Raw genomic sequence first — 13,205 nt, 5'->3', positions numbered from 1 at the left:
GTTGCTAGCAAAGAATTAAAGGGCAAGACAAAAATGAAAAAACTACTGACCTCATTATTATCGCTGAGCTTGTTATCAGCGCCTGTAATGGCAAAAGATATTCTTGATAAATTAACAGTTGCTGATGGATTTTCTATAAGCCTGTTTGCCGATGATGTTGAAAACGCGCGTCAAATTGCGGTATCAAAAAGAGGCATTGTTTACGCAGGTTCGCGTAAAGCAGGTAATGTTTATGCACTGATTGACCACAACAGTGATGGTGTTGCAGATAAAAAGATTGTCATTGCTACTGGCCTTGAAATGCCATCAGGTTTAGCAATTAAAGATGGTGATTTATATGTGGCTGAAGTGTCACGTATCATTCGTTTTAAAGACGTAGATAAAAACCTAAAAGATCCTAAATTTGACGTGGTATACGACAAGTTTCCGACTGATCGTCACCATGGTTGGAAGTTTATTAGTTTTGCGCCAACCGGTGAGCTAATTGTGCCAGTGGGTGTACCATGTAACATTTGTGCGGAAGACGACAAATATGGCCGTATCTTCTCGTTAGATGTGGATACAAAAGAAATTAAAACCATCGCCAAAGGTGTTCGTAACTCAGTTGGTTTTGATTATCACCCAACAACGAATGCATTTTGGTTTAGTGATAACGGCCGTGACATGATGGGCGATGACATGCCACCTTGTGAAATTAACCGTGTTGGTGAAGGTGAAGAGGGCGCGCATTATGGTTTCCCTTATGTTCACGCTGGGGCGATTTTAGACCCTGAGTTTGGCAAAGGTAAAAGTATTGCTGACTACAAATCGCCAGCCCTTGCACTTGGTGCTCATGTTGCTCCTCTAGGTATTCATTTTTATAACGGTAAGCAGTTCCCTGCTAAATACAAAGAGCAGCTTTTTGTTGCTGAGCATGGTTCGTGGAACCGTAGTAAAAAATCAGGCTATAAAGTGATGCTAGCAAATGTTGAACAAGGTCGTATTACTAATTACACCCCGTTCATCACAGGCTTTATGCAAAACGAAGAAACATTTGGTCGCCCGGTTGCATTTGCAGAACTTGCAGATGGCAGCTTATTGATCTCAGACGACTTTGCTAATGTGATCTATCGCGTTAGTGCTAAGAAAAAATAGGTAAGCGTTAATGAGTGATACAGATACCTTGCTGATGCAAGGCGTAGAACAACAAACAATGGGGCGCTTTACTGAAGACGCCTACTTAAACTACTCAATGTACGTCATCATGGACCGTGCTTTACCTCATGTAGGTGATGGTCTTAAGCCTGTACAGCGTCGTATCATCTATGCAATGAGCGAGCTGGGGCTATCGGCGCAAGCAAAATATAAAAAATCAGCCCGTACCGTGGGTGATGTACTGGGTAAATACCACCCCCATGGCGATAGTGCTTGTTACGAAGCGATGGTGTTAATGGCGCAGCCGTTTTCTTACCGCTACCCGCTGGTGGACGGTCAAGGTAACTGGGGTGCAGCCGATGACCCTAAATCATTTGCTGCAATGCGTTACACCGAAGCGCGTTTATCTAAGTTCTCAGAAGTTCTACTAAAAGAACTGGGTCAAGGCACTGTCGATTGGACCGCAAACTTTGACGGTACACTTGATGAGCCAATGGTGTTACCTGCGCGTTTACCACACATCTTACTTAATGGTGTAACGGGGATTGCAGTAGGTATGGCAACCGATATTCCACCACACAATGTGCGTGAAGTTGCTAGTGCCTGTTGTTTATTACTTGATAAGCCAAAGACAGAAATCGAAGAGTTGCTTGAGTTAGTGCATGCGCCTGACTACCCAACAGAAGCTGAGATCATCACACCGAAAGACGATATTCGTAAGATTTATCAAACCGGACGTGGCTCTATCAAGATGCGTGCAATTTACACTGAAGAGCAAGGTGATATAGTGATCACCGCGCTGCCTCATCAGTGTTCAGGTGCAAAAGTACTTGAGCAAATTGCAGCGCAGATGAATGCTAAAAAATTGCCAATGGTTGCTGATTTACGTGACGAATCTGATCACGAAAACCCAACTCGTATCGTGATTGTACCGCGCTCAAACCGCATTAAAGCTGAGCCATTAATGGCACACTTATTTGCAACTACAGATTTAGAAAAGAACTACCGCGTAAACTTAAACATGCTTGGCCTTGATGGTCGTCCGCAAGTTAAAGATTTACGTAGTATTTTAACCGAGTGGTTAACGTTCCGCCGTGAAACAGTTCGCCGCCGCTTACAGCACCGTTTAGATAAAGTATTAGCTCGCTTACATATTTTAGAAGGTTTATTAACGGCCTTTTTAAATATTGATGAAGTTATCGAAATTATCCGTACTGAAGATAAACCAAAGCCTGTATTAATGGAGCGTTTTGGTTTAACTGATATTCAAGCGGAAGCGATTTTAGAGTTAAAACTACGTCATTTAGCAAAACTTGAAGAGTTCAAGATTAAAGGTGAGCAGGATGAGCTTGCTCTTGAGCGTGACAAGCTAGAGCAAACGCTTGGTTCAGAGCGTCGTATGTCGACCTTGATGAAAAAAGAAATTCAAGAAGCGGCTGAAATGTATGGCGATGATCGTCGCTCACCAGTTGTTGAACGTGTTGAAGCGAAAGCGTTAAGTGAAAAAGACCTTATCCCCTCAGAGTCAGTGACCGTTGTGCTATCTGAAAAAGGGTGGGCACGTGTTGGTAAAGGCCATGATTTAGATGTTGAAGGGCTAAGTTATAAGTCAGGCGACAGCTATAAAGCCTCAGCGCGAGGTAAAAGTAACCAGCCTGCAGTGTTCTTAGACTCAAGTGGTCGTGCTTTTGCTACTGATGCACACAGTTTACCTTCAGCTCGAAGCCAAGGTGAGCCAATGACAGGGCGCTTTAACCTAAGCGCAGGAGCCAACTTTGAGCATGTGGTGATGGCAGAAGACAACCAAGTGTTGTTAATGGCCTCAGATGCAGGTTATGGCTTTATAAGCGACTTTAAAGATCTGGTGAGTAAAAACAAAAACGGTAAAGCGCTGGTCAGTGTTCCTAAAGGCGGTGAATTACTCGCGCCAATTAGAGTAACTGATGTAGCAACAGATTACTGTATGGCAATTTCTAACGAAGGCCGCATGTTGTTATTCCCACTGCGTGATTTACCTAAACTTAGTAAGGGTAAAGGAAATAAGATTATTTCTATCCCAAGTGCGAAAGTGCAAGCCCGTGAAGAGTTTGTAAAAGTACTGGCTGTGGTGCCTGCGGGCAGTAGCGTAACCCTGCATGCAGGTAAACGAAAACTGACACTGAAACCGACTGATCTTGAGCATTATCATGGTGAACGCGGTAGACGTGGTAACAAATTACCCCGTGGTCTGCAGCGAGTTGATGAGGCTGTAGTCGAAGTGACTCAAACAGATGATAGTGATGAGTCGCCAAGCGAAGTAACAGAGTAAAAACCAGAGGCCTGCAATTGCAGGCCTTTTTATTGTTAAAACGTTATGAAATTTTAAGCGTACACATGTGCGCTTAAAGCTATGGAAATGGTATTTTTCACGTTATAATGCGCGCTGATTAGTACGAGGAGAATTCGTTTGTTAGCTATTTTTCGCATAATTTTCATGGCGTTATTCATTGTTTTAAGCTGTGTTTTTGGGCTGCTTTTATGCATCGTTAAGCCGTTTCATACTAATAACGTGCATATTATTGCGGGTTGGTTTTGCAAGGTAGCTAAACTTTTAGGTGTCAAACTAGAGCTTAAATATCACGAGACTCCAAAAAATATTGGCCCCGCTGTCTATGTAGCAAATCATCAAAATAACTATGACCTATTCACTTTACCTGCCATGGTGCCGGAGAACTGCGTAAGCCTAGGTAAAAAAAGCCTCAAATGGATCCCGTTTTTTGGTCAGCTGTATTGGTTATCGGGAAATATCTTAATTGACCGCGCTAACCGTTCAAAAGCAGCAGGCACAATTTCTAAATCAGCTGAGAAAATAAAACAAAAAGGTCTATCGGTTTGGATGTTTCCTGAGGGTACGCGAAGCTATGGTCGTGGTTTATTGCCTTTTAAAACAGGGGCATTTCACACAGCAATGAGTGCTGATGTGCCAGTAGTGCCAGTTTGTATGAGTACAACGCACAAAACTATTAAGCTAAATCGCTGGGATAATGGTACAATTTACCTCGAAATGTTAGCGCCGATTTATCTTGATAAAGACGTATCTGCTCGTGACCATGCTTCACATGTTCATCAGATTATGGCTGCTAAAATAACTGAATTAGATGCTCAAGTGAGAAACAAATAATGGAAAATTGGCGCGAAATTACTGAAGACATCGTTACTTCATTACTTGAAGATGGCTCAGATCCTGAAGTACTTTATGAAGTGGAACACCACTTTGTTAGCGAAAATTTTGAAAAGTTAGAGCAAGCCGCTTTAGCCGCTTTTAAACTAGGTTACGATGTTGAAGAACCTGCAGAACTTGAGCTAGAAGACGGCGAGAAAGTGTGGAGCTTTGACGTGGTTGTTGAGTGTGAACTTGACGTAGAAGCCATTATGGAAGACGTAGACAAGTTAGAAGCACTCGCTCAGCAAACCGACGTTGAATACGACGGCTGGGGCACTTACTTTCAGGAATAAATAGCTAGAGAGCTGTCAGCTATCAGCCGTCAGCTATCAGCCGTCAGCTTTCAGGGATAAAGTTAGCGAGTTGCTACTTTCTAACTTTACTCTTTCTAACTTTCCCCTTTCTAACTTTCCCCTTTCTAACTTTCCCCTTTCTAACTCTTCTCTAATACCTATTTCGTATTCGCTACCCAATCTATAGACATTTGTAATCAATTAGCGATAATAAAAAACTCGATGTTTTTATGCGCTAAGCTCACATATGCTTATTACCTTACCCATTGCCGAACTTGTACCAGGGATGTTTGTTGACAGTGTCAGTAAGCAACAAGAGCATGTAAATAGTATTAAAATCAAAACACGTGGTTTAGTGCGTGATAAAACCATTATTCAACGCCTTATCTCTGAGGGGGTTGAAGAGCTACTCATCGACTTTACACAAAGCGATGTTGCACTCCCTAAAAAATACCAACCAAAGCCTGAACCGGCTAAACCTAAGGTTGAACAAAAGCCTGCAGCTAACGAAGCACCACAAGGGATCACGGTTCAACAAGAGTTTTTAAAAGCCAGCGTGCATTACGAGCAGCACAGCCGAAAATTGCAAGGTTTCTACTCAGATATCACATCGGGTTTAAAGATGAATGTCGCTGTGCTTGATGATATCGCCGTTGATATAGTCAGCTCGGTATTTCGTAATCACAATGCCTTAACTATTTTAACTCGCCTTAAAGATAAACATATTTATAACTGGCGGCACATGATCAACACCGCTATTTTGGTGAGTGTGTTTGCTAAGTACCTAGGTTACAAAGAAAAGACAATTAAAGAGCTGGCAATGGGTGCATTGATGCACGATATCGGTCAGGCGAAAATGCCACAAGGTGTATTGTCTAAACCAAGTGCCTTGAACGACAACGAAATGCAAGTTGTTAAAAAGCATGTGGCGCAGAGTTTAGGTTTAGTGAAAGGTGAAAAGGGCATTACGCCGTTAATGCTCGATATGATAGTGAATCACCATGAGCGTTTAGATGGTACAGGTTACCCTCGCGGTATTGCAGCTGAAAAGCTGAGCCGTGCAGCCCGTATGATGGCAATCGTCGATGTTTATGATGCAATGACTGCAGACAGGCCGCATCAAATGGGTGAAGAGCCAATCTCAGCGCTGCGTTATTTACTTGCCAATAAGCAATTGTTTGACTCTGAGTTGGTGCAACGCTTTATTAAATGCCTAGGGGTTCACCCTGTTGGTACGATTGTGAAGTTGAATAATGAGCGCTTGGCGTTAGTGATGGAAGGTAACCACGAAAACCCAATTAAGCCGAAAATAAAGATCTTCTATAATGCCAAGCATAAGCATCATATTACTGCCAAAGATGTCGATTTAAGTGTAGAAAAAGAACTAAAAATTATCGCGAGCATTAAGCCTCTAGATTATCAGCTTAATTTGGCTCGTTTGTTAAAAGAGCATCTGCTTGTTTAGACTTAACACAGCGTTTTTTGGCACTGCGTTTTGCTGATATAAATGCACCACTAAAACAACTCGTCATTAATACCAACCACAGCAATGTGCCTTTTTCGACATGTAAGGCCACACAACATAACAGTAGTGATAAAACAGCACTCAGCATGGCGCCTAGCCAATAGTGATTAACTGGGTTATCGCAATCACCTGCTTTAGTGCACGCGCAATAGTTTGCTTTACAAAAATAATGAACACTCACACCGCATAACATCAGTGCCGCAATAATCAATACGATTTCCATACTCAAACTCAACAGTAAAACCTTTATTTTTAGTCTAAAGGGACAAGAAATAGATGTCAATGCAAATGATAATTACTACTGTTTGTTGTTTTTGTAATCAGAGCTCTGATGAGTTTTAATAAGTTGTTATCTTGTTGTTAAAATGCGGGTTTTTTACCTATTTCTAACGAAAAATTACAGTTTTTTGATCTTAATTAAGGTAATGTTCGAAAGTTTGTAATCATTAGAATAAAACATCTAATACCAACATACAGCGCTAATCTTTTATGCTTAACTAATAGGTTGCCCTCATTGTTGGATTAGCTTTCGCACAAGTTTGCAAGAGGACACAGATTTATGAAGTTCACTAAAACACTAATTGCAGCATCACTTGCTGTTGTTTCTGCTGACAGCTTCGCTGCAGCTTTCCAATTAGCAGAGCAAAACGTTTCAGGTTTAGGTCGCGCATACGCTGGTGAAGCAGCTGTTGCAGATGACGCATCAGTTGTTGCTCGTAACCCTGCACTTATGTCTTTATTCAAAGACAAGCAAATCTCAGTAGCAGGTATTGCTGTAATTCCAGATGTAAGCTTAAAAGGCGAAAGTGCTGCATACGGCTTAGATGAAAGCTCTATCGATGACGATAGCATCGCACCATCTGCATTTATCCCTGCAGGTTACTTCACAATGCCTTTAAACGATAAAGTGTCTTTAGGCTTTGGTGCTTTTTCAAACTTCGGTCTTTCAACTGAGTTTAAAGATGACTACGCTGCAGGCTCTATCGCGGGTGAAACTGAAATCGTAACCGTTAACATGAATGCAAGCGCTTCATATAAAATCAACGAACAGTTCAGCTTAGGTCTTGGTTTAAACTATGTTTATGCTGATGCAAAAGTTGTTCGTAATGCAGGTACTAATCCATTTGGTTTACCAGCTAGCACGCAAATTGCTCACCTTGAAGGTGACGACTACGGCTTTGGTTGGAACATTGGTGCGATGTATCAGTTAGACGAAAACAACCGTTTTGGTTTTAACTACCGCAGTGAAACAGATATCGACTTTGAAGGCGAGTACTCAAACCAACTTCCAGCTGCAGTTGGCGGTTTAGCGGGTACTACAGTACCGGGTGAGTTAAAACTGACTTTACCAGCAATTGCTGAATTTTCTGGTTCACATCAACTTGATAAGAAGCTAGGCGTACACTACAGCATCTTATGGACTGGTTGGGACAGCTTCCAAAAATTAGAAGCTTATACACCAAGCCTTGAAACGCCTGTATTCTCTAAAGAAGAGAACTTCTCTGATTCAATGCGTTACTCTATCGGTACTGACTACCAGTACAGCGATGCACTTTTACTTCGTGCAGGTATTGCATACGATGAGTCACCAGCAGACCAATCACACCTTTCAATCTCTATCCCTGATACAGATCGTTTCTGGTTCTCGTTTGGTGGTAACTACGCATTCAGCGAAAACTCAAATGTTGACTTAGGTGTAAGTATCCTTCGTGGTAAAACACAAAACTTCTCTGAAAAAGACAGCCTAGCTGCTTCTTTAGGCCAAGATGTTTCATGGGAATATGAATCAAAAGGTCACGCAGTTCTAATTGGTGCTCAGTACAACTACAAATTTTAATAAAGTCGCTGCTACAGAGCATTAAAAAGCCGCGCTATAACAATGTTATAGCGCGGCTTTTTTGTAAGCGCGAATAAATCGCGCTTTATTTATGCTGTTATAGACTTTCGATTTTCGCTTTTTGCGCTAATAGTTTGTCTTTCGCATCTGTAAACTCAGCCAGCTTAGCATGCTCTTTAGCAAGTACAGCTTCTGGCGCGTTATTTACGAACTTTTCGTTAGCTAATTTGTTATTAACTTGAGCTAAGCCTTTCTCTGCTTTTTCAAGCTGCTTCGCGATACGAGCTAGTTCAGCTTCAACATCGATTAGGCCAGCCATTGGGATCATGATCTCAAGGTTACTAACATACGATGTTGCACACGCAGGTGCTTCGTCTTTGTTATCAAGTAACGTGAACTCTTCAAGCTTAGCAAGAGACGCTAAGAAAGCTTCGTTTTCCGTCAAGCGGCGTTTGTCTTCGTCAGACGCATTAGCAAGCAATACCGATAATGGTTTGCTTGGGCTGATATCCATTTCACCACGGATGTTACGAATAGCAAGAATGAATTGTTTAACCCACTCTAGGTCGTCCATCGCTTGGCTATCAACATTAGCTTCATTGTAAACAGGGAAACCTTGAACCATGATGCTAGTGCCCGCAGTTTCGATACCTGCAAGTGGTGCCACGCGTTGCCAAATCGTTTCTGTGATGTATGGCATTAATGGGTGCATTAAGCGAAGTAGGCTTTCTAATACCGTGATTAGGGTATGACGAGTGCCACGTTGCTGTGCTTCGTTACCTTTAAACAATACTGGTTTAGTAAGTTCTAGGTACCAGTCACAGAATTGGTTCCAAGTGAACTCATAAATGGTGTTTGCAGCTAGGTCAAAACGGTAGTTTTCTAGATGCTCAGTATAGGTTTTAACAGTTGCTTCAAACTGGCCTAAAACCCAACGATCAGCGAGTGAATACTGTTTCTCAGCATCTGTAGCGAAACCACAGTCTTGCTCTTCTGTGTTCATCAATACGTAACGACTTGCGTTCCATAGTTTGTTACAGAAGTTACGGTAACCTTCAAGACGGTTCATATCCCAGTTGATATCACGACCCGTTGAAGCCATTGCAGCAAGGGTGAAACGCAGTGCGTCTGTACCGTGTGCTTCGATACCGTTTTCGAATGTTTTACGAGTGTTCTTCTCAATCTTCTTCGCTAGTTGTGGCTGCATCATATTACCAGTGCGCTTTTCAACTAGGCTTTCAAGATCGATACCGTCAATCATGTCGATAGGATCAAGTACGTTACCTTTCGATTTAGACATCTTATCGCCGTTTTCATCGCGGATAAGGCCAGTTACGTAAACGGTTTTAAATGGTACTTGTGGCTTGCCGTCTTCATCTTTGATGAAGTGCATGGTCATCATGATCATACGAGCAACCCAGAAGAAAATGATGTCGAAACCTGTTACCAATACGTCAGACGGGTGGAAAGTTTTTAAATCATCAGTGTTTGCCGGCCAGCCTTGCGTTGAGAAAGTCCAAAGCGCAGATGAGAACCAGGTATCTAAAACGTCTTCGTCTTGCTTAAGTGCAACATCATCAGCAAGGTTGTTATCGCGGCGTACTTCAGCTTCGTCACGACCAACGTAAACGTTGCCTTCGTTGTCGTACCAAGCTGGGATGCGGTGACCCCACCAAAGCTGACGTGAAATACACCAGTCTTGTACGTCGTTCATCCACGAGAAGTACATGTTCTCGTATTGTTGAGGCACGAACTTAATGTCGCCATTTTTAACTGCTTCTTTTGCAGGCTCTGCTAGAGGTGCTACGCGTACGTACCACTGATCAGTAAGAAGTGGCTCAATCACTACGCCAGAACGGTCACCGTAAGGAACTGTTAGGCTGTGATCTTCAATTTTTTCTAGTAGACCAAGCTCTTCAAATTCGCTCACAATCGCTTTTCGTGCATCAAAGCGGTCAAGGCCGTGTAAGCGTTCAGGAATTGGCGCGTCTAATTTAAGCTCTTTACCGTCGAATGTGTAGCTTTCGCCTTCGCTTAATACCGCTGCATCTTTATTGAAGATGTTGATCATTGGTAGTTGGTGACGTTTACCTACTTCGTTATCGTTAAAGTCGTGGGCAGGCGTGATTTTCACACAACCTGTGCCTTTTTCCATGTCTGCATGTTCATCGGCAACAATTGGAATACGGCGGTTTACGATAGGTAGTAAAATTTCTTTACCGATCAGATCTTGGTAACGCTCATCATCAGGGTTAACAGCAACACCTGAATCACCTAGCATTGTTTCAGGACGCGTTGTCGCAACAATGATGTAGTCTTTACCATCTTTGGTTTTTACGCCATCAGCAAGTGGGTAACGTAGGTTCCACATGTGACCTTGTTTGTCTTTGTTTTCAACTTCAAGATCAGAAATCGCCGTGTGTAGCTTAGGATCCCAGTTAACTAGGCGCTTACCACGGTAGATTAAATCTTCTTTGTGAAGACGTACGAATACTTCTTTAACCGCTTCAGAAAGGCCTTCGTCCATAGTGAAACGCTCACGGTCCCAATCTACAGAAGCGCCTAAACGACGTAATTGTTTAGTGATCGTGCCACCAGAGTGGTTTTTCCACTCCCAGATTTTATCGATAAATGCTTCACGGCCTAGGTCGTGACGTGTTTTACCTTCTTCAGCAGCAAGCTTACGCTCAACAAGCATTTGCGTTGCGATACCTGCGTGGTCAGTACCTACTTGCCATAAAGTGTTGTTGCCTTGCATACGCTTTAAACGCGTTAGCGTATCCATGATGGTATCTTGGAACGCGTGGCCCATGTGTAAGCTACCCGTGACGTTTGGTGGCGGAATCATAATTGAGTATGCGTCACCTTGGCCAGACGGTTTAAAGTAGCCATTTTCTTCCCAGCCTTGGTATAAAGACTGTTCAATATCTTGCGGATTATAGGTTTTATCCATTACACAGAACCTTAAATAAATGCTTAAATGTCAATTTCTTGCGTTGCAATATGGGCGCCCAGTTGGCGAAGCTTTTTAAACCGCTCACGGGCGGCTTGCTTAGCATTTGGCTCAACGGGTACGAAATCATAAACCTGCTGAAAACGGCGAATAAAATCCGGTAGGTGTTCAGCTAAGTTGATTAATATTTTTCTGTTGCCGACAGGTGGAGTCATACCAATTTCAACCGGAGCGCCACCTTTAGGGCCTTCACCTTGTAAGTTATGTGGTACAAAACTATCTGGTTCAAATGACCAAATGATGTCGTCGATTATGTGGGCCGTGTCGGTGTTATCAGCGTAAATAAATACGCGATGACCTAGACGATACTGATCCGCAGCAATTTTAGCTGCCAGATCGAAAACAGCGCCAGCCGTTTGGTGGGCACTATCATCTTGTTTTAGAACGTAAAATTGTGCGTTCATATTCATAGTGACTTTCGTCCCCACAGATACACAGATCAAAGCATGGATTTTGACATAGAACGCGAATTGCTTCAATTAATAAGGCGCCATTTGGCGCCTTATTTAGGGTTAGTTTTAAGCTTACGGTAAGGCTTAATCGTGACTTGCTTCACTCACGCCTGCGCGGTTCAGTAAATACTGAGTCAACATAGGTACCGGACGACCGGTTGCGCCTTTGTTTTTACCGCCGCTGCGCCATGCTGTACCTGCGATATCTAAATGCGCCCAATTGTATTTTTTGGTGAATTTAGACAAGAAGCATGCCGCTGTAATCGTACCTGCAGCACGGCCACCTAAGTTGGTGAAATCAGCGAATGGGCTTTCAAGTTGCTCTTGATAGTCATCCCAAAGAGGTAACTGCCATGCGCGGTCGCCACTTTGCTCAGATGCTTTTAGAAGGTCATGGGCAAGTGGGTTGTGGTTTGATAGTAAACCTGTGGCATGCGAACCCAGTGCGATAATACACGCACCTGTCAGTGTTGCTACATCGACAACAGTATCTGGTTCAAAGCGCTCAACATAAGTGAGTGCATCACACAGTACTAAACGGCCTTCAGCGTCGGTATTTAACACTTCAACTGTTTGCCCCGACATAGTGGTTAAGATATCACCCGGACGATAAGCGTTTGAGCCAGGCATGTTTTCACAACCTGCTAAAACACCGACAACGTTAATTGGTAATTGCATTTGCACTAAAGCGCGCATAGTACCAATAACACCCGCTGCACCACCCATGTCGTATTTCATTTCATCCATGGCTTCGCCTGGCTTGATTGAAATACCACCTGAGTCAAAGGTTAAGCCTTTACCCACTAACACGATTGGCGCTTGGTCTTTGTCGCCACCTTGATAGTTGATCACCGACATAACCGATTCATTAGCACTACCACGGCCAACCGCTAGGTATGAATTCATGCCCAGCTCTGCCATTTTTTCTTCACCAATAATATCAACGCTTACATTATCGAAGTTATCAGCAATTTCTTGTGCTTGCTCACCTAAATAAGCAGGGTTACAGATATTTGGCGGCATGTTAGCAACGTCTTTACATAACTTGCTACCTGCAGCGATGGCTAAGCCATGCTCAATTGCACTTTCGCCAATAGTTAACTCGCGACGCGTTGGTACGTTGAAAACAATTTTACGTAGTGGGCGACGTGGGTCGCTCTTTTTGCTTTTCAATTGATTGAAGGTGTACAAGCAGTCTTGAGTTGTTTCAACTGCTTGGCGTACTTTCCAATAAGTGTCACGGCTTTTAACGTGTTGCTCAGTTAAAAAGCATACCGCTTCCATCGAACCAGTTTCGTTTAGCGTGTTAATCGTTTTTGAGATGATTTGTTTATATTGTTTGTCATCAAGCTCACGCTCTTTACCACAACCTACTAGTAGTACACGCTCGCTCAGTACATTAGGTACATGATGCAATAGCAATACTTGGCCTGGCTTACCTTCAAGGTCACCACGGCGTAGTAAGTTAGAGATATAACCATCACTGATTTTATCTAATTGTTCACCAATGGGGGATAAACGACGTGGCTCATAAACGCCTACTACAATACATGCGCTACGTTGCTTTTCTGGACTACCACTTTTTACGCTAAATTCCATTGTTACTCCTGATATTGAGTCGTATAACCTTAGTTTATAAGGGTAAGAAATTCTTTTTCGAGTCCTTTCTTACATTTTTTAGTTTAATAGCACTAATCTTAGTACATAAACTATGACTCTATTTATGTGTTTTTGAACTTTATCTTAATG

The 13,205-nt window shown here is 42.7% G+C and carries 10 protein-coding genes; 6 read left to right on the top strand and 4 right to left on the bottom strand.

Annotated elements, in window-relative coordinates; translation table 11 throughout:
• Window positions 1-33: 33 nt before the first annotated feature.
• From PASHI_RS14265 to PASHI_RS14245, 5 genes are all read left to right on the top strand, one after another.
• Entirely contained in the window at window positions 34-1,134 is a 1,101-nt protein-coding gene (locus PASHI_RS14265; RefSeq protein WP_058586580.1) for a PQQ-dependent sugar dehydrogenase, read from the top strand.
• 10 nt (window positions 1,135-1,144) lie between these two features.
• Window positions 1,145-3,442: a DNA topoisomerase IV subunit A gene (gene parC, locus PASHI_RS14260; RefSeq protein ID WP_062566124.1), complete on the top strand. Its 2,298-nt coding sequence runs from the start codon at window positions 1,145-1,147 to the stop codon at window positions 3,440-3,442.
• Window positions 3,443-3,607: 165 nt separating this feature from the next.
• Window positions 3,608-4,294 (top strand): 1-acylglycerol-3-phosphate O-acyltransferase, encoded by a 687-nt coding sequence (locus PASHI_RS14255; RefSeq protein ID WP_082710947.1) that lies wholly within the window; start codon window positions 3,608-3,610, stop codon window positions 4,292-4,294.
• Entirely contained in the window at window positions 4,294-4,629 is a 336-nt protein-coding gene (gene rraB / locus PASHI_RS14250) for a ribonuclease E inhibitor RraB (protein ID WP_054552644.1), read from the top strand. The genes PASHI_RS14255 and rraB overlap by 1 nt, the downstream gene beginning before the upstream one ends.
• Window positions 4,630-4,876: 247 nt before the next feature.
• Window positions 4,877-6,094 carry a cyclic di-GMP phosphodiesterase gene (locus PASHI_RS14245; protein ID WP_054562720.1) on the top strand — a complete coding sequence of 406 codons (1,218 nt, stop codon included), beginning with the start codon at window positions 4,877-4,879 and terminating at the stop codon, window positions 6,092-6,094.
• On the opposite strand, the gene PASHI_RS14240 is transcribed toward PASHI_RS14245, so the two are convergent.
• Window positions 6,054-6,377 carry a hypothetical protein gene (locus PASHI_RS14240; RefSeq protein WP_062566122.1) on the bottom strand — a complete coding sequence of 108 codons (324 nt, stop codon included), beginning with the start codon at window positions 6,375-6,377 and terminating at the stop codon, window positions 6,054-6,056. The genes PASHI_RS14245 and PASHI_RS14240 overlap by 41 nt on opposite strands.
• Before the next feature lie 336 nt (window positions 6,378-6,713).
• Between PASHI_RS14240 and PASHI_RS14235 the strand changes: the two genes are divergently transcribed.
• Window positions 6,714-7,991 carry an outer membrane protein transport protein gene (locus PASHI_RS14235; protein WP_054562718.1) on the top strand — a complete coding sequence of 426 codons (1,278 nt, stop codon included), beginning with the start codon at window positions 6,714-6,716 and terminating at the stop codon, window positions 7,989-7,991.
• A gap of 97 nt (window positions 7,992-8,088) precedes the next feature.
• Here the strand turns inward: PASHI_RS14235 and PASHI_RS14230 are convergent, their stop codons facing one another.
• From PASHI_RS14230 to pepA, 3 genes are all read right to left on the bottom strand, one after another.
• Complete coding sequence (locus PASHI_RS14230; RefSeq protein WP_062566121.1) at window positions 8,089-10,944, bottom strand: valine--tRNA ligase; 2,856 nt, start codon at window positions 10,942-10,944, stop codon at window positions 8,089-8,091.
• 23 nt (window positions 10,945-10,967) lie between these two features.
• Window positions 10,968-11,414: a DNA polymerase III subunit chi gene (locus PASHI_RS14225; protein ID WP_062566120.1), complete on the bottom strand. Its 447-nt coding sequence runs from the start codon at window positions 11,412-11,414 to the stop codon at window positions 10,968-10,970.
• Window positions 11,415-11,540: 126 nt separating this feature from the next.
• Complete coding sequence (gene pepA / locus PASHI_RS14220; protein ID WP_054552638.1) at window positions 11,541-13,055, bottom strand: leucyl aminopeptidase; 1,515 nt, start codon at window positions 13,053-13,055, stop codon at window positions 11,541-11,543.
• Between the last annotated feature and the right edge of the window lie 150 nt (window positions 13,056-13,205).

The organism is Pseudoalteromonas shioyasakiensis, from assembly GCF_001550135.1.
Taxonomy (GTDB): Bacteria; Pseudomonadota; Gammaproteobacteria; order Enterobacterales; family Alteromonadaceae; genus Pseudoalteromonas; species Pseudoalteromonas shioyasakiensis.
Note: the sequence above shows the minus strand (reverse complement) of the source record. Positions and strands in the feature narration are given on the sequence as shown.